Genomic DNA, 16,364 nt, shown 5'->3' on the forward strand with positions numbered 1-16,364 from the left:
AGTAATAGATCGCATTGGCATCAATGAAGATGACGTATTTATTAATAAAATAACAACATGTAGAACGGGTTTGATGTGATTTAAGTCGTCAGGACTAAATATTCCACACTAGACTATTGAAAATGGCTGCACGGTTAGCTGATTGGTTTTATAACTTGTGTGGAACAACCGTTGTAAGGATTTCCCAGATTATATTGCTCCTGAGCCGTACAACATTCTTACCTGGCGTGCTTGATGGTGCGTTGTGCAGCGATCTGCTCGGGTCGCCAGTGCTCGATAGCCCACCGCAGTAGCTCGTCATGCTCGGCATCTCTGAGTTCAGAGTCGGGCTTTTGACCAAGAAATTGCAGTGCCTTGATAAGCAGTGGTACTGGGTTATCGAATGGGATGGCGGTGGCGAAGGTCTGTTTGCTTAGCTTCTCTCCGGCGGCGTTGACCGCTACCGGCAGGTGGAGATAGTCGGGCTGTGGCAGACCTAGGCGCTGCTGTAGAAGGATTTGACGTGGGGTTGAGTCGAGCAGGTCGGAGCCGCGTACTACCTCGGTGATGCCCTGTGCGGCATCATCGATCACCACTGCCAGCTGGTAGGCGAAGAGGCCGTCGGCGCGACGAATCACAAAATCACCTACTTCACGGGCCATCTGCTGGGATATTTCGCCCTGCAGCGAATCATTAAATCGGATCGTCTCATTTTCGATCAGCAGGCGTACTGCGTGATGGCCATGTGGTGGTTGGGTGGTGCTGCGACAGCTGCCGGGATAGACGCCACTGGCAAGGCCTGCCTGCTCTGCTGCCGTGGCAATCTGTTTGCGGCTGCAACGACAGTAGAAGAGTGCGTCGTCATGATGGAGTTGATCGATCGCTTCCAGGTAGGCCTCGCTGCGCTGGCTCTGGTAGAGCGTCTCGCCATCCCAGTGGAGGCCGTAGTGGTCGAGGGCTCTCAGTATCTCGTCGGTGGCGCCGGCCACCTCACGCGGTGGATCGATATCTTCAACGCGTAGCAGCCACTGGCCGCCACGACTGCGTGCCTGTAGATAGCTGCCGAGGGCGGCGACCAGTGAGCCGAAGTGGAGTGGGCCAGTCGGGGAGGGGGCGAAGCGGCCGATGTAGTTAGAGACGTCGGTCATCGTTGGACAGTTGTCTGTTACTCAAACCACTGGGTGAACGACTCAACCGGCTCTCTTTCAGTACGGTAGCTGTTCACTGGATGGTCGGGATCGGCGTAGCCGAGTGCCATGCCACAGACCACCTGTTTGTCGCTGCTATAACCGAGTGTCTCGCGCACGATATCGGGGTACTCCGCCAGCGCTGCCTGTGGGCAGGTGGCCAGGCCGAGTGACTGGGCCGCGACCATCACGCTCTGCAGGAAGAGGCCCATGTCGATCCAGGCACCCTGTGAGAGATCGCTATCGATGAAATAAACCAGACCGACCGGCGCATCAAAAAAGCGATAGTTGCGATACCACGCCTCGCGCTGTTTATCCCTATCCTCACGGCTGATCTTCAGCGCGCTGTAGAGTGCCAGTCCGGTCGCCTTGCGGCGCTGTTTGTAGGGTTCACGCCACTCAGAGGGGTAGTAGGCGTAGTCGGGGTTCTCGGTCGCACCGCTGTCTCGGGCGGCGATTATGCGTTCACCGAGCAGCCGCTTGGTTTTACCTGTAACCACCGCCACCTGCCAGGGCTGGATATTGACCCCGGAGGGGGCGTAACGGGCGGTATCGAGCAGGGTGGTGATCAGCTCTCGGCCCACCGGCTGGTCGAGGTAGGCGCGGGTGGAGCTACGCTGTTTGATTGCATCGATGGCGTTGAGTGGTTCGGTCATGGCTATCGGCTCGCTAATCAGGGTGCATTTATGGAGCTAGAAACAAAAACGCCTCTCACAGGGAGAGGCGTTGTTTGCTCTACAGATCGCTACGATCAGCCGCGCTGCTTCTCGCGGATCTCATCGAGGGTCTTGCAGTCGATGCAGAGGGTGGCGGTGGGGCGTGCCTCAAGGCGACGAACACCGATCTCAATACCGCACGACTCGCAGTAACCGTAGTCACCGGCCTCAAGGTTCTCAAGGCTCTCGTCGATCTTCTTGATCAGTTTGCGCTCACGATCACGGGTGCGAAGCTCAAGGCTGAACTCCTCCTCCTGGGTGGCGCGATCGTTGGGATCGGGGTAGTTGGCCGCATCGTCCTGCATGTGGTGCATGGTGCGGTCGACCTCTTCCATCAGCTCATGCTTCCAGATCATCAGCAGATCACGGAAATGCTCGACGTGATCGTCGTTCATGTACTCCTCACCCTTCTTCTCTACATAGGGTGTGAAGCCAGTGGCTGTACCGGTATCGGCAGCGGACTTCTTCTTAGCGCTCTTCTTCTTAGGAGCCGCTTTTTTAGCGACAGCTTTCTTTTTAGGAGCAGCCTTCTTTGCTGGAGCAGCCTTTTTAGCGGGTGCTGCCTTCTTGGCAACAGCCTTCTTTTTCGGGGCTGCTTTTTTGGTTGCTGCTTTTTTGGTGACTTTCTTTACCGCCATTTTAATAGGCTCCTGCCTGCTAAAAACAAAGCCGGAATTCTATACCAAAAGCAGATTGAGGTGCCAATAGTCTTATTAATGGCCGTATACCGAATAAAAAGTCATTTTTTACAATGTCTTACAATCTGTGGCGGCGGTGTGGCTGCATGAGTTCAGGGGTTGCGGTATGCTTCGGCGCTCGAAAGTAGGAGAGAAAGAATGAGTCAACTGGAAGCACTATTGTTCGATGTCGATGGCACCCTTGCCGATACAGAGCGAGATGGTCACCGCGTCGCCTTTAACCTCGCCTTTGCCGATGCCGGTCTCGACTGGGAGTGGTCAGAGGAGCTCTACGGCAAACTACTGGCAGTAACCGGGGGTAAGGAGCGCATCCGCTACTACCTCGATAACTACAACACCGAATTCAAACGTCCCGATGATCTCGATGAGTTCATCGCCGGACTGCACAAGGCGAAGACCGCCCACTATGTGAAGCTGCTCAGTAACGGTGTGATTCCACTGCGCAGCGGTGTTAGACGTCTGATCGACGAGGCGCGTGCGGCAGGTCTGCGACTGGCGGTCTCGACCACCACCACACCGGCCAACGTCGAGGCGCTACTGGAAAATGCACTCGCACCCGGCTCAATGGCCTGGTTTGAAGTGATCGCCGCAGGCGATATCGTCCCGGCGAAAAAACCCGCTCCCGATATCTACGACTATGCGATGGAGCAGATGGGGCTCAAGCCGGAGCAGTGCATCGCCTTTGAAGACTCTTATAACGGTATTCGCTCCTCGCTTGGTGCCAAGCTGAAGACCATCGTTGCAGTGAACGGTTACACACGCGATGAGGATTTTGAGGGTGCTGAAATCATCCTCAATGAGTGGGGTGAGCCCGATGCACCGTTCGAGGTGATCAACGGTGATGCGAACGGTTCAAACTGTCTCGATCTTGAGATGGTAAGACGTCTGCATGGCGGCTGAGCAGCCACCTGAGGCCCATATCGCCCAGCGCATGGGCGAGATTGAACCGTTCCATGTCATGGATCTACTGGCGCGCGCCCGTGCGCTGGAGGCAGAGGGGCGTTCCATCATCCATATGGAGGTGGGTGAGCCCGATTTCGTAACACCAGAACCGATTATCGAGGCGGGTAGGGCGGCACTGGCGGCAGGTAAGACCCACTACACGCCAGCCGTCGGTCTACCTGCACTGCGCGAGGCGCTCTCCGCATACTACCGCGATCAGCTGGGTGCCGATGTGCCTGCCGAGCGATTCATCATTACCCCGGGTGCCTCCGGTGCCCTGCAGTTGATCATGGGTGTGCTGGTCGATCCGGGTGATGAGGTGTTGATGGCCGATCCGGGCTATCCCTGCAATCGCCACTTCGTAAGACTCTTCGAGGGGAAGGCCGTCGGAATCCCCGTCGATGCAGAGAGCGGCTACCAGCTCACCCTCAAACAGGTCGAGGCGCACTGGAGCGAGCGGAGTCGGGCCGTACTGCTCGCATCTCCTGCCAATCCGACCGGCACGATCGTGCCCGAGGATGAGCTGAGGGCAATCGTTGAGTTTGTGAATGCGAAGGGTGGCCGGGTCATTGTCGATGAGATCTACCACGGCCTGATCTACGCCGATCGTCCACCGAGTGCGGCGGCGATTTCCGATCAACTCTTTATCGTCAACAGCTTCTCGAAATATTTCGGCATGACCGGATGGCGACTCGGATGGATAGTTGCACCTGAGTCCTACGTGCGTGAAATCGATAAGCTTGCACAGAACATCTTTCTTGCCGCACCAACACCGGCACAGCATGCCGCACTGGCCGCGTTTGAAGTGGATACGCTAGCGATACTGGAGCAGCGTCGCATTGAGTTTGGTAAAAGGCGTGACTACCTGTTGCCAGCACTACGACATTTGGGTTTCGATATTCCGATTACCCCACAGGGAGCCTTCTATCTCTATGCCGACTGTTCGCGCTTCAGTAGTGATAGTTATCAGCTGGCCAACAGCCTGCTAAATGATGCAGGCGTTGCCATTACACCGGGGCTCGACTTTGGTTCGAATCAACCGGAGCGCTACCTACGCTTCGCCTACACAACCTCGATTGAAAAATTGAAAGAGGGTGTGGCGCGGATCGAGGCGTGGCTCCACAACAATAAGAGAAAATAGATGATGAAAAAAATGGCCCAACTCATTACCACACTGGCTGTTCTGGCGCTGCTCACCGCCTGTGCCGTACCCGATCTGCCGGGTCCGATCGGCATTCCCGGTCTCTAATAATACGTCGCCTGTCGACGAGTGACGTCGAATAGGTAAATGGAGTAGGTTTGTGAAAAGGGGGCAGATATGGTGACCGTTTCTGTTGCACTGTGTACCTATAACGGTACTCGTTTTCTGGCGCAGCAACTCGACTCCATTCTTGCTCAATCTCATCGGCCCGATGAGATAGTCGTTTGCGATGATGCTTCGCACGACGGTACGGTGGAGATTATTGAGGAGTATTCGAGAGCATACCCCGGTCTTTTCAGGAGCGTTTATAACGAGCGAAATTTAGGCTACATAAAAAATTTTCAACAAGCAGTTTTACTTTGTAACGGCGATCTGATCTTCCTCTCAGACCAGGACGACATCTGGCACGAAAATAAGGTCTCCACCCTGGTTGATTCCATGCAAGAGAATGAGGGCGCAGGCTACGCCTTCTCGGATGCGGTACTGGTGGATGAGGCGGGAAAAGGGATTGGAAGGGAGCTCTGGAGAAGCGTGGGGTTTTCACTCAGGAAGCGAGATCGCTACCTCCAACACCATCTGCAGGGCGAGATGCTGTTGGCCAGAAATTATGTGACCGGTGCGGCTCTCTGTTTTAGGGGGCATTTGAAAGGTTTGGTGTCGCCGTTTCCTGGTTTTATGGTTCACGACCACTGGCTTGCACTGGCGTTTTCCACTCAGGGCCACTATGGCGTTGCTGTCGAAGAGCCGCTGTTTCAATACCGTCTGCATAGCGGACAGTCGCTGGGTCTGAAAGTGAGATCTCCTATTAAGGAGGTGATTCACGGTTGGCATTTAAAACGGATGAAACTGAGAAAGCTTATTGAGGTGGAGGCTATTGCGACCTGGTTCAGGAGTACTTTGGGTGTAGAGGGCTATCGCGAACGGTGTGGCTTTGTCGATGAGAAGATGGCGTACTGCAACAAACGACTGGAGATAGGTCGTGAAAGGGTGTTTCACAAAAGGGTCACCCGGATAGTGGCAATGCTGATGCGTGGTGAGTATGGACGGTTCGAGTCAAACATGACGTTGTTCAAGGATATTCTGAGCTAGTCTACAACTACATCTAAGTAGTCGGGCTGGATTGCCTAAATGTTCACCCTGTTTCCACAGATCCCCATTTTGTCGTGGAGATAGACGATGAGCATGAAAAAGAGCTCTCCAGGACACCGTTCATCCTTACAGTGCATCCATTAATTATAACCCTTAATAGATTACTTCTTCGATTCTCTGCGTAGTCGCAGAAGTCGGCATATCGTTTATCGAGTAGGGTGAGTTCCTGACAGTGAAGTAGCTTCTTTTGGGTGGGTGGTTTTTAACCGTGTTTTGATGAAGCTTCCGTATCGTTGCTTCTGCCCCAGATTGTGTTCCATCAAGCATGCTGGGTCCTGAAAGAATCTGCACCCTTTGCTCTTTGCTCGCAGACAGAAATAATGGTCGACCTCATCGATAAACAGCTTCTTCTCGAATCCCCCCCCAATCCGTGGGCTATGTCGACATTCAGCGGGTTTCCGGGGGCCATTACTAACGTTTTCATTTCGATACCAGAGTCGGAGCCACTTTCGCAGCCATGGTTGGCTTTGAGAATGGTCGTGTCGGCGGGTAGAGCGGAGAGCTGAGTGTAGTGCCGACTGTTGCGAATTGATTAAGAGATTATGGGGTGTGGTCTGTGTGTGGCAGGGAGCAGGAGGGCGGCTTCTTCTCTTGCGCATCGATACCGGAGCAGCGGTGAGTTGTCGGGTGGAGTGAGTCGTGAAACAGAAGTTTACGCTTCGACTGAAGATTAATTGGCTATTGGTGTATAGACCTGTCGATATTTATTACCGTTGATTAACAACCACCTAACGAAAACATCTACGCCGCTCACTATAACTGTTGTCAAAAACCATAGTATACAAGTCGAGAATTGCGTCTACGCTGAAAATTAGCTGATGGGGTTGGCCAGAGGGGCGTGGCAATGCACAGAGAGAGTGGAACACGGGCGCGGGTCATTGCAGTGACATCGGGCAAGGGAGGAGTCGGAAAAACCAATATCGCGGTGAGTCTATCGATTGCACTGGCTAATCTTGGTGAGCGGGTGATCCTGATGGATATGGATATGGGGCTGGCCAATATCGATGTCATACTCAATCTGCGCGTGACAGATAATTTGGCTGATGTGCTTGCGGGTCGAAAGCGTATCGATGAGATTATGATTGAAACGCCCTACGGTATCGGGGTAGTGCCGGGTGCCTCTGGCGATGAGCACCTTGCCAATCTGAGTGAGGATGAGCAGTTGCAACTGCGTGATGCACTCTACTTTCTCAGCGGTGCGGCGGATTACCTCATCATCGATACCGGTGCGGGAATCTCGCGTAACACCACGATGTTTACTGGCAGTGCCGATGAGGTGCTGGTGGTGGCAACGCCCGAACCGACCTCGATGGTGGATGCCTATGCAGCGATAAAGACGGTCCATGGCATGGCACCCGAGGCGGATATCCACCTGTTGCTCAACATGGCACGTAGTAAACAGGATGCAGAGCGGGCGACCCGCCGAATCAGTCACATCGCGCTCAATTTCATTCATAGTCGCCTACAGAATGATGGATATATCCTCTTTGATGGGGTGGTCTCCGATGCCGTACGAAAAAAAACGCCCATTCATCATGGAATATCCGAGCAGCGAGGCGGCACACGCCGTACGCCGCATCGCCAGGACCTTGAACAGCCACCAGTCACACCACGTCGAGCAGAAGCCAGAGCGAACCGATGATGGTTTTATCTATCGATTGATGCATGCTCTGGCCAGTTAGTGAATGGTTAAGTGAACTCATTCGATCCCAATAGTTGACTATAATAGTATGGAAAGCTTTGGGCTCACGCATGTGAGAGGAGGTGGGTGATGGCTAGACAGGTACAGGTGAATCTCGATCAGGCGGTCTATGATCGTCTGTTGGAACTGCAGGTTGCCCCCTATAGCGATATCAATGCGGTGATTGATCGGCTACTGTTCCACAGTGGTCACAAAAGCCGAGAGGTGCAGCAGCTAGAGGCAGATGAGCAGCACTTCAGTACTGACGAGGAGTTGAAACGCGATCGTGATGGCGTCTACGTCAGTTCGGGTATCTCATCTTAGGGTTACGGCCTGGTCTCTATTGACAGTGAAGCGCCTCATGGCGATTCGAAGAGGTTGATTGCCAGTCGGGTACTGCCTCAGGGACTCTTTTGGCCAGGATTGGTCAGGGTGAGTGTGTAATTATTTCCGATGTGGTTCGGGCTGGGGGGAGTGTGGGTCTTCGTTCGTTGTTTACCAGCAAGGTGAGACAGAAGGTCTGTTGCGAAATCAATGTGGTCGATCACTGCAATATTACCTGTCGTGACTGTAATCACGGCTCCCCCGGTGTTGCCGAGCGCTTTATCGATCCTGATCAGCTAGGTCGAGAGCTGTCAGCGCTGAAGAGACACTATCTACCATCAACAATAAAGCTGATTGGCGGTGAACCGCTACTGCACCCACAACTGCTCGAGGTGATCCGGGTGGTTCGAGAGAGCGGCATTGCCCCCCGAATCTTATTAGTAACAAACGGTATCTTGCTACCGAAGATGGAGGATGAATTGTGGCGTGCGATTGATGCTCTCGATGTCTCAATCTATCCCAAGCCGGGGCTCTCTGATGAGACGGTTGAACTGATCAAGAGCAGGGCGGCAGCGTTCAATGTTGAGTTGGAACTGCTGCAGTTTAGTGAGTTCAGAGTCCAGTATTCGACGCACAATAATCGCGATAGTACGCTTACCCGAAGAATCTTTGAGTCATGCAGGATGGTGCAGTTGTGGCGGTGTGATGTTATTCATGACGGTTACTTCTATCGCTGTCCACAAAGCATCTATGGACCTAGGCTTGCGGGCGAACAGACTCCGTTTGAGCATGATCGATTGCGTATTGAAGACTCGCTTCGATTTAGAAAACGGTTAAGTGACTTTCGTCATTCGCAGCAACCGCTGGCAGCCTGTCGCTACTGTTTGGGGACGGCAGGTATGACTCGAACACACCAGCTAGAAAGAAAGAATCTCTGGTCTTCAACTATTGAAGCCCCGGTAGAAACGGTGGTTGATATTCCCTTCATGGAGCGGGCAGAGCAGGATATCCGTCTGCGCCAGGGGTGTCGCAAAAAAATGCAGGAAGGATAACTGTTCTCGAGTCTACTCTTTATTCAAAAAGAGAGTGTGACGGTCACGGCCCAGATGCTTTGAGCGGTAGAGCGCGTTGTCAGCGCACTTGATCAGTTCATCAGCGGTGGTGCAGCAGTCTGGGAAAATCGAGATGCCAATGCTGCAGCTTACGTGGAGTCTGTTGCGACCTATGCTGATCGGTTTTTTCAATGAAGCAGACATCTTCTCGGCAACGGCTGATGCGGCTTCCGCTGACCGCCATGGAGAGCGAAGTGAGGGCGGTTAGTCCCGATAGTCGACGCCGTCTGCATATTCGTAGTTGAGGCGTGAGCGAACGACGGAGAAGATGCAGCAGCGGCTTTATGTCGGCGTAGAGTCAGTGAGGGAGTTGTGTAGAGCCGCGAAGAGGTGATTACGCAACGAACGCAGGACGTCGGGGCGCCGTAGGCATAAACGGTCGCGTTAAGTATTTGCCGCTTGCTTGGGCTTGGATGCCCAAAACATGCTTCCGCAAAAATAGCGACTCCCGAGGGATTGGCGATATCAGTGAGAATAGCCGTGAACTCATCACCCCCCAGTCTTGCGACAGTATCGGACTCGCGTACACAGCCGGAGAGCCGATCAGCAACGCCACAGAGCAGTCGATCTCCGACATCGTGACCATGCTCATCATTGATCACTTTGAAATAGTCGAGATCGATGAACATCACCGCAATACGACGCTCATCACGCCGTGCCTGAACGATCGCCTGGGAGAGTCGGTCATAGAAGAGGGCGCGGTTAGGCAGCTCGGTCAGCGGGTCGTGGTGCGCAAGTCGTTGTAGTCGATCTACCTGAGCCTTCTGTTCGCTGATGTCGGAGAAGATGCCGACGTAGTGGTTGACCTGTCCTGTGGCATCGGCCACAGCAGTGATTTTTAACCACTTCGGGTAGACCTCACCGTTTTTGCGCCGATCCCAGACCTCACCCTCCCAACGACCAAAGTTGAGCAGGCCCTTCCACATCGCCTCATAGAAGGCGTGGTCATGTCGTCCTGACTTTCCAAAATTGGGGTTCTTGCCTAGTACCTCGCTACGCTCGTAACCGCTAATGGCACAGAAGGCGGGATTGACCTCGAGAATGTTGCCTTTGCTATCGGTGATTAGAATCGCATCGCCGGCATTCTGAAAGACCTTTGCTGCCAGACGCCGCTCACTCTCGGCCTCATTCTGGTCGCTGATATCTCGAGCGTTTACGACCATGCCAATAATTTTGTCGTTGTGATCTTTTGCCGGTGAGTAGCTGACGTCCATCAGCCGACGACCAGGCCCTTTGAAATCGAACCAGCCTTGATAGCTAATTGTTTCACCCGCCAGGCAGCGATCTATTCGCGGTTTAATGTCTTCGAATATCTCCTGCCCGAGTAGATCGGCAACGTGTGTATCGACAATCTCCTCATACGCTGACCGCCATGGAGAGCGAAGTGAGGGCGGTTAGTCCCCGATAGTCGACGCCGTCTGCCTATTCGTAGTTGAGAGCGCGAGCGAACGACGGAGAAGATGCAGCAACGGCTTTATGTCGGCGTAGAGTCACTGAGGGAGTTGTGTAGAGCAGCGAAGAGGTGATTACGCAACGAACGCAGGACGTCGGGCGCCGCAGGCATAAACGGTCGCGTGAAGTTTTGCTGTTTGCTTGGGCTTGGATGCCCAAAACAAACTTTCGCAAAAATAGCGACTCCCCGGCTCAAGTTGTGGGCTTCAAGATAGGCGTTGTTAACGGCTCTGTAGATGTAGTTGCTGTCAACAAAAGAGAGGTGACCGCTGGAGGCAGAGACGATACGTTCGAACATCTCAGCACGCTTTTTTGAGCGTCGTAGTTCAGTAATGTTGTTACCGGTGCAGACGATACCGTCTATCTCACCCTTGCGATCAATTAGAGCCGTGTTGGTCCACTTGATGCTGTACTTTTCCCCCTCACGCGTGAAGAGGTGGTTCTGATACTGGAAGGGGAACTGATCTCGACGGAGTGATTCAAAGCGGCCCTGTATGGTCGACTGTTGATGTGCTGAGAAGAGTAGTGACCAGATGGTCTTGCCAATCGCCTCCTCTTCACTGTAACCACTCAAAGTTTCACAGGCACGATTAAAGCGGACGATCCGACCGCTTCTGTCGAGAAGGATAACGAGTTCAGTGATGGAACTTAAGAGGGTGTCAAGAAAGGCCTGGCCGCATTCGCTACTCATCTCAATAGCCCAGCGTCATGCAATTTTACATGGCTTATAACGGTGAACGGTCTTTCTGCTCTCAACACTGCTTTATCAACACTCGCTACAAAAAACTTCCTTGATATTGGCTGTAATGTTCTCCGAACCTTTCCGATGTTCTAACCTGACCTTAGCGGGAGGGTGGTCTTTATGCAAACGAAAATGATTCGCATATATGTCATGTCTGACATGAAGGCTGTGATGTATATAGACCAATTCTCAGAAAGAGAGGGAGAGGGGAAGGTCAGTTTAATTATTTAGAAATGATCTATTGTCGGGGCAGTGCAAAATGCAACTATTCTGGGCGGATTTTTCTTACGAATGGTTGTTAGAAATGTGATGATCCATCGGGCTATTTGGCGTTACCGCTGGGCGATATTCTGCAGTAAAAGATGTGATGGTTTAGCACTGCTCCTCGTCACGCAGCAGCCAACGACGCAGATCGTCGGCCACGTAGGTGTGGGCCGCGTGGGCGTGGTGCACGGTGATACGACTGTTGCGACCATCGATGGCAGTGATGGTGGTCATGAAGTAGTAGCCGAAGCCGCCGAGCAGATCGGGCAGTGAGGCGGTGATCTCGGCCTCTTTAATATCGGGGAAAATCACGCCCTTGATCGAAAAGCCGCCGGTGAAGCGATTTGCCTCGTAACAGTCGCGCATCATGATGAAACTAACGCGGTAGGCCTTCTGGTATTCAAAGGGAACGACAAAACTGTGGTGGCCGAGTGACCGGTCCTGTTTGAGCTGTTTGATTGAAGAGGCGCCGCAGGCGCTGAGTATTGCGCTTAATATCAGTATCAAGAGTGGTTTTATAACCCCCGTCGTTTGTGGATATCTTTCATTCATTCAGTCAAACCCTCCTGCGCCAGAGTGAGCATAACCGATACGGTCATAATCTGACTCGAACCGTTCGGTAAGCGGCGTGTTGCACGCTACAATGGCGCCACAGATGTGAAGGATAGATGGATAGCGATGAACGAGCAGAGTGGAGTGGTATCGGCGCGGGGGTTAACCAAGCGCTACGGTGATGCAGTGGCGGTCGATGGGATCGACTTCGATATCGCACCGGGGCGCTGTTTCGGTTTCCTCGGTCCTAACGGTGCAGGCAAGACCACCTCGCTACGCATGACCCTGGGACTGACTCCGATAAGCGAGGGTACGCTCAGCGTGTTCGGGCTGCCGGTCGGTCAGTGTGATCGGGAGATTCGTGCCCGTGTCGGTATCGTGCCGCAGGCTGATAATCTCGATCCCGACTTTACGGTTGCTGAGAACCTCGCCATCTACGCCTCCTACTTCGGCATGGCTCACGACTCACCGAACGGCGTGATGCCAAGACCGATACCCTCTCCGGTGGTATGCAGCGTCGCCTCACCATCGCCCGTGCACTGGTCAACGACCCCGAGCTGGTGGTGCTCGATGAGCCGACCACCGGCCTCGACCCGCAGGCGCGCCACATCATCTGGGGGCGACTCGCCGAGCTGCGTGATCAGGGCAAGACGCTGATCCTGACCACCCACTATATGGAGGAGGCGGAGCGGCTCTGTGATGAGTTGGTGATTATGGATCATGGTCAGATCCTCGATCAGGGCTCGCCGCGTGAGCTGATCGAACGTCATGTTGAACCGGAGGTGGTCGAGGTGCGTAGTGAGGTTGATCCGGCTTTTCTGGAGATGGCCAGGGTGAACAACTGTCGTCTCGAGAAGATGGGTAACAGCCTCTACTGTTATACCCACACCGTTCCAGCGCTGCTGAAACAGCTGCAGGATCAGAGTGGGGCGGTCTATGTACACCGACCGGCGGGGCTTGAGGATGTCTTCCTGAAACTGACCGGCAGGGAGCTGCGCGACTGATGTTGAACTGGAAACTACCAAGATTAAGACGCGGCGCACTGGCGGTTTGGCGGCGCAATGTACTGGTCTGGCGCAAGCTGATGGGGCCTGCCATTTTGATGAACTTTGGCGAGCCGACACTCTATATGCTTGGCCTCGGTTTCGGTCTCGGCAGCTTTATCGGCGAGATGTCACAGCTGCCTTACCTCGCTTTTCTCGCCTCGGGCATTATTGCCTCATCATCGATGACCACCGCCAGTTTTGAGGGTATGTATTCGGTCTTCACCCGCATGGTGCCGCAGCGCACCTATGAGGCACTACTCGCCACGCCACTGGAGGTCGATGATATCTTCGCCGGTGAGATGCTCTGGTGTGCCACCAAGAGTGCGATCAGTGGCGCGGCGATTCTGATCGTGGCGACTCTGCTCGGTGTGGTCGATAGCTGGCACGCCATTATGGTGATCCCGGTCGCCTTTCTGATTGCTCTGTTTTGCCGGCCCGGCGATGGTGATGAGTACCGTGGCGAGTAACTACGATTTCTTCAGCTACTACTGTGCGTTGGCTATTACACCGATGTTTATGCTCTGCGGTGTCTTCTACCCAATCGATACGTTACCGACAATGGTGCAGGGGCTTTGTGCAAGCTGCTGCCACTGACCCATGCGGTGGCACTGACTGACCGCTGGTGACGGAACACCGCTGACTCAACCGCTACTGCATATCTCGGTGCTCTGCTCTATGCCGCAGTCAGTTACTACATCGCGGTGGTGTTGGCACGGCGCAAACTACTGGTGTGAGCAGATACTCCTATTTCCCCGTAATCTGCACGTTTTCACCATATTTCGCTTACGCTTCTTAGTAAACAGGGGTAATAACGACCTCCGGCACATAACATAAAGTAAGTATGGTTTTGTGGTAGCCGATGCCATTATGGCCTGACAATTTCGGGTTTAATTTCAATTCAGGGAAGTAGTGTTGCTGCAGCAGTTGAAGCGTCTGACGGGAAGGGGAGGTGTGGCGGTAGCTGCAACGGCCCTGCTTATAGGGGGCTGACGACCACATCCGTTCAGGCGGCCGATGAAGATGCACTGCTGGAACGTGCACGACAGCTGCTGGAACGGGCGATGCCACCGCTGCCGCTGAACTCTCGATAGCGCACCTTACAGCTCCCGGACTTCCCTCCTACGACTACCTGCTAGGCCTTTCGCTCGACCGGGCCGGTCGAGGTGATCAAGCGATGTTTGCCTTGAGCGTGTGGTGATTGTCGCACCGATCATGTCGATGCACGGTCAAGATTGCGGCAATGGCGCTCGAAAAGAGCGTATTACCTATGCACGGAGATGATCGAACCGCTCAGACGTCTGCCGTGACCCCGCGCAGCGGCAAGAGCAGCAGCGTATCGAAACGGCACTGCCTGCCTTCTCAACGATCGGTGACCTTGCGGTGAGTGGCTACCTTCAGGCGGGATTCGGTTGGGATAGCAATGTCACCCGAGGCCCCGATGAGCCCGAGCTCGATATCCCCGATCTCGGTGTTACCAGCATGGGTGATGCGGCCGCGGCGAGTGATCGAACCTCAACGGTGGAGGGAGTGTCTCAGCACGCTATACGCTTGATGAGAAACTCTGGCTGTTGGGTGGTGCCAGTCTGCAGCGCAACTATAACGGCCGTCGTACCGATGTGAATGAGGGATTTGATAACCTCTATGTGGGTCTGTCAGCACTGCGCGGTGACAACCTCTTCACTGCAACGCTGCTTGGGCAGGACTACGAGATTGAGGGTGAGCAATATCGCCGTTCCACGGGAGCGCGGCTCGACTGGTTGCACGCCCTCTCTACCCGCTCGCGGCTGAGCGGTTATCTTCAATATCTCGATTTTGTCTATCCAGATCACTCGGACGATGACTCCGAGCGCTCGGTCGGTGGTCTGAATCACGATGTGTCATTTGATAGTGGTTCACAGAAGTGGTTGGTCCAGTACGGCTTCTATCTGGGCAAAGAGACGGCGAAGGCATCCGATAAGCAGCACTTCGGCTACCACGTGGCAGGTCTACAGCTCGGTGGTGTGACGCCCGTGAGTGATGAGCTCTCACTCTCCGTCGGCCTGGCCTATGAGCAGCGCCGCCATCTGACCGACGATGCGCTCTACTACTATCGACGTGAAGATAACCGGGGAGTCGCTATTTTTGCGAAAGTTTGTTTTGGGCATCCAAGCCCAAGCAAACAGCAAAAACTTAACGCGACCGTTTATGCCTTCGGCGCCCCGACGTCCTGCGTTCGTTGCGTAATCACCTCTTCGCGGCTCTACACAACTCCCTCAGTGACTCTACGCCGACATAAAGCCGCTGCTGCATCTTCTTCGTCGTCCGCTCGCGCTCTCAACTACGAATAGGCAGACGGCGTCGACTATCGCGGACTAACCGCCTTCGCTTCGCTATCCATGGCGGTCAGCGACAGCTAAGTCTCGGCCTCTCTGCCGACTACCGCTTTGCCGATAACTGGCATCTGATACCGCAGTACACCTACACCGATAACCGTTCCAATACCGAGCTCTACGACTACGATCGCAACACCTACTCACTGGTGTTGAGGAGGGATTTCAGTAATGAATAGACTCAGACAGCGTGTTTCAGGCTACCTCATATTCAGCCGCTGGCTGATTCTCGCCTTCTGGTTGGCGTGAGTCCCAACCTCTCAGCCGTGGAGCTGGCGGGTACGATTCTCGCTATCAGTGGTGATGTGGTTGCAGAGCAGGGCGGTGAACAACGTCGGCTCGAGCGTCTCTCTACCGTGAATAGCGGCGATACGGTCATCACCGGAGAGGGCAGGTGCAGCTGCGTTTTGAAGATGGAGCGTTGCTCACCCTCTATAGCGATACCCGCTTTGTCGTCGATGAGTATCGCTACGGATCGGGCAAAAATCGCGTGCCCACTTCAGTCTGTTAAAGGGACTGATGCATACCCTGACCGGTGAGATGGGTAAGGATAACTATAAACTCAAGACACGACTCGCCAACCTGGGAGTGCGAGGCACCGAGTTCGAGGTGCGTCTCGATAATGCACTGCTGGTAAGTGTGCATCAGGGACGTGTGGTAGTCAGTAACGGTGGTGGCTCGGTTGAGGTGCCGGCTGGTAGCAGTCTCCGGGTGACCGATCGTCAGGGCATGCCGAGTCGATTCCGAAGAAGCTCAATATGCGCAAGGGGCAAGGCGGAGGGCAGGGCGGAGGTAGCACGCCACCACCCGCCGCACCGCCTAAAGGCCAGGGCTCGGGAATGCCTGGAGGGGGCAGGCCGGTGGAGGTGGTGGTCCGACACCGCCTGGAATCCGTGACCTTCGAGAGAATCCGCCCGGACCGCCACCCCCGCCTCCACCACCGCCTCCTC

General features: G+C 54.3%; 17 protein-coding genes and 2 pseudogenes. 12 read left to right on the plus strand and 7 right to left on the minus strand.

Annotated elements, in window-relative coordinates; all coding sequences use genetic code 11:
- Nucleotides 1–218 precede the first annotated feature (218 nt).
- The 3 genes and pseudogenes from gluQRS to dksA form a co-directional block, all read right to left on the minus strand.
- Entirely contained in the window at nt 219–1,127 is a 909-nt protein-coding gene (gene gluQRS, locus HUE57_RS09935; RefSeq protein WP_174673098.1) for a tRNA glutamyl-Q(34) synthetase GluQRS, read from the minus strand.
- Between the two features lie 17 nt (nt 1,128–1,144).
- Nucleotides 1,145–1,822, minus strand: coding sequence for a nitroreductase (locus HUE57_RS09940; RefSeq protein ID WP_078484701.1), 678 nt, complete (start codon nt 1,820–1,822; stop codon nt 1,145–1,147).
- A 95-nt stretch (nt 1,823–1,917) separates the two neighbouring features.
- A pseudogene (dksA, locus tag HUE57_RS19090) lies at nt 1,918–2,313 on the minus strand (RNA polymerase-binding protein DksA); the annotation flags it as partial.
- A 405-nt stretch (nt 2,314–2,718) separates the two neighbouring features.
- Between dksA and HUE57_RS09955 the strand changes: the two are divergent.
- The 6 genes from HUE57_RS09955 (at nt 2,719) to HUE57_RS09980 (ending at nt 8,929) form a co-directional block, all read left to right on the plus strand.
- A complete protein-coding gene (locus HUE57_RS09955; protein ID WP_078484698.1) occupies nt 2,719–3,480 on the plus strand; it encodes an HAD family hydrolase in 762 nt (253 codons plus the stop codon).
- Nucleotides 3,470–4,663 carry a pyridoxal phosphate-dependent aminotransferase gene (locus tag HUE57_RS09960; protein WP_078484697.1) on the plus strand — a complete coding sequence of 398 codons (1,194 nt, stop codon included), beginning with the start codon at nt 3,470–3,472 and terminating at the stop codon, nt 4,661–4,663. The genes HUE57_RS09955 and HUE57_RS09960 overlap by 11 nt, the downstream gene beginning before the upstream one ends.
- 177 nt (nt 4,664–4,840) lie before the next feature.
- Nucleotides 4,841–5,812: a glycosyltransferase family 2 protein gene (locus HUE57_RS09965; RefSeq protein ID WP_078484696.1), complete on the plus strand. Its 972-nt coding sequence runs from the start codon at nt 4,841–4,843 to the stop codon at nt 5,810–5,812.
- A 904-nt stretch (nt 5,813–6,716) separates the two neighbouring features.
- A complete protein-coding gene (locus tag HUE57_RS09970) occupies nt 6,717–7,514 on the plus strand; it encodes a MinD/ParA family protein (RefSeq protein WP_174673099.1) in 798 nt (265 codons plus the stop codon).
- 129 nt (nt 7,515–7,643) lie between these two features.
- Nucleotides 7,644–7,877 carry a hypothetical protein gene (locus tag HUE57_RS09975; protein ID WP_078484693.1) on the plus strand — a complete coding sequence of 78 codons (234 nt, stop codon included), beginning with the start codon at nt 7,644–7,646 and terminating at the stop codon, nt 7,875–7,877.
- Nucleotides 7,878–8,044: 167 nt separating this feature from the next.
- Nucleotides 8,045–8,929, plus strand: a complete 885-nt coding sequence (locus HUE57_RS09980; protein WP_174673100.1) for a radical SAM protein — start codon at nt 8,045–8,047, stop codon at nt 8,927–8,929.
- Between the two features lie 12 nt (nt 8,930–8,941).
- On the opposite strand, the gene HUE57_RS20275 is transcribed toward HUE57_RS09980, so the two are convergent.
- The 4 genes from HUE57_RS20275 to HUE57_RS10005 all read right to left on the minus strand — a co-directional run bounded on the left by HUE57_RS20275 (nt 8,942) and on the right by HUE57_RS10005 (nt 11,954).
- On the minus strand, nt 8,942–9,133 hold the full coding sequence (locus tag HUE57_RS20275; RefSeq protein ID WP_174673101.1) for a diguanylate cyclase domain-containing protein: 192 nt from the start codon (nt 9,131–9,133) through the stop codon (nt 8,942–8,944).
- The gene (locus HUE57_RS19625; RefSeq protein ID WP_272902036.1) at nt 9,118–10,341 is read right to left on the minus strand and encodes a diguanylate cyclase domain-containing protein; all 1,224 of its coding nucleotides are present in this window, start codon (nt 10,339–10,341) and stop codon (nt 9,118–9,120) included. The genes HUE57_RS20275 and HUE57_RS19625 overlap by 16 nt, the downstream gene beginning before the upstream one ends.
- Before the next feature lie 122 nt (nt 10,342–10,463).
- The gene (locus tag HUE57_RS10000; protein ID WP_174673102.1) at nt 10,464–11,132 is read right to left on the minus strand and encodes a PAS domain-containing protein; all 669 of its coding nucleotides are present in this window, start codon (nt 11,130–11,132) and stop codon (nt 10,464–10,466) included.
- Between the two features lie 423 nt (nt 11,133–11,555).
- Nucleotides 11,556–11,954: a hypothetical protein gene (locus HUE57_RS10005; RefSeq protein ID WP_174673103.1), complete on the minus strand. Its 399-nt coding sequence runs from the start codon at nt 11,952–11,954 to the stop codon at nt 11,556–11,558.
- Nucleotides 11,955–12,125: 171 nt separating this feature from the next.
- On the opposite strand from HUE57_RS10005, the pseudogene HUE57_RS20280 reads away from it, so the two are divergent.
- The 6 genes and pseudogenes from HUE57_RS20280 to HUE57_RS10030 all read left to right on the plus strand — a co-directional run bounded on the left by HUE57_RS20280 (nt 12,126) and on the right by HUE57_RS10030 (nt 16,311).
- Nucleotides 12,126–13,003 (plus strand): annotated as a pseudogene (locus HUE57_RS20280) (ATP-binding cassette domain-containing protein).
- Nucleotides 13,003–13,512: an ABC-2 transporter permease gene (locus HUE57_RS10015; protein ID WP_236860570.1), complete on the plus strand. Its 510-nt coding sequence runs from the start codon at nt 13,003–13,005 to the stop codon at nt 13,510–13,512. Before HUE57_RS20280 ends, HUE57_RS10015 begins: the two are co-directional and overlap by 1 nt.
- Nucleotides 13,493–13,639 carry an ABC transporter permease gene (locus HUE57_RS19105; protein WP_236860571.1) on the plus strand — a complete coding sequence of 49 codons (147 nt, stop codon included), beginning with the start codon at nt 13,493–13,495 and terminating at the stop codon, nt 13,637–13,639. The genes HUE57_RS10015 and HUE57_RS19105 overlap by 20 nt, the downstream gene beginning before the upstream one ends.
- Nucleotides 13,640–14,425: 786 nt before the next feature.
- Complete coding sequence (locus HUE57_RS10020; protein ID WP_174673104.1) at nt 14,426–14,665, plus strand: hypothetical protein; 240 nt, start codon at nt 14,426–14,428, stop codon at nt 14,663–14,665.
- Nucleotides 14,614–15,372 (plus strand): surface lipoprotein assembly modifier, encoded by a 759-nt coding sequence (locus HUE57_RS10025; RefSeq protein WP_174673105.1) that lies wholly within the window; start codon nt 14,614–14,616, stop codon nt 15,370–15,372. The genes HUE57_RS10020 and HUE57_RS10025 overlap by 52 nt, the downstream gene beginning before the upstream one ends.
- Nucleotides 15,373–15,933: 561 nt before the next feature.
- A complete protein-coding gene (locus HUE57_RS10030) occupies nt 15,934–16,311 on the plus strand; it encodes a FecR domain-containing protein (RefSeq protein WP_174673106.1) in 378 nt (125 codons plus the stop codon).
- The last annotated feature ends 53 nt before the right edge of the window (nt 16,312–16,364 follow it).

This window comes from Candidatus Reidiella endopervernicosa (assembly GCF_013343005.1).
Taxonomy (GTDB): domain Bacteria; phylum Pseudomonadota; class Gammaproteobacteria.

Bases quoted from the DNA above. Each gene is read 5' to 3' on its own strand.
- gluQRS (WP_174673098.1), bottom strand. From the start codon at position 1,127: ATGACCGACGTCTCTAACTACATCGGCCGCTTCGCCCCCTCCCCGACT.
- HUE57_RS09940 (WP_078484701.1), bottom strand. From the start codon at position 1,822: ATGACCGAACCACTCAACGCCATCGATGCAATCAAACAGCGTAGCTCC.
- HUE57_RS09955 (WP_078484698.1), top strand. From the start codon at position 2,719: ATGAGTCAACTGGAAGCACTATTGTTCGATGTCGATGGCACCCTTGCC.
- HUE57_RS09960 (WP_078484697.1), top strand. From the start codon at position 3,470: ATGGCGGCTGAGCAGCCACCTGAGGCCCATATCGCCCAGCGCATGGGC.
- HUE57_RS09965 (WP_078484696.1), top strand. From the start codon at position 4,841: ATGGTGACCGTTTCTGTTGCACTGTGTACCTATAACGGTACTCGTTTT.
- HUE57_RS09970 (WP_174673099.1), top strand. From the start codon at position 6,717: ATGCACAGAGAGAGTGGAACACGGGCGCGGGTCATTGCAGTGACATCG.
- HUE57_RS09975 (WP_078484693.1), top strand. From the start codon at position 7,644: ATGGCTAGACAGGTACAGGTGAATCTCGATCAGGCGGTCTATGATCGT.
- HUE57_RS20275 (WP_174673101.1), bottom strand. From the start codon at position 9,133: ATGTCTGCTTCATTGAAAAAACCGATCAGCATAGGTCGCAACAGACTC.
- HUE57_RS10000 (WP_174673102.1), bottom strand. From the start codon at position 11,132: ATGAGTAGCGAATGCGGCCAGGCCTTTCTTGACACCCTCTTAAGTTCC.
- HUE57_RS10015 (WP_236860570.1), top strand. From the start codon at position 13,003: ATGTTGAACTGGAAACTACCAAGATTAAGACGCGGCGCACTGGCGGTT.
- HUE57_RS19105 (WP_236860571.1), top strand. From the start codon at position 13,493: ATGAGTACCGTGGCGAGTAACTACGATTTCTTCAGCTACTACTGTGCG.
- HUE57_RS10030 (WP_174673106.1), top strand. From the start codon at position 15,934: ATGCATACCCTGACCGGTGAGATGGGTAAGGATAACTATAAACTCAAG.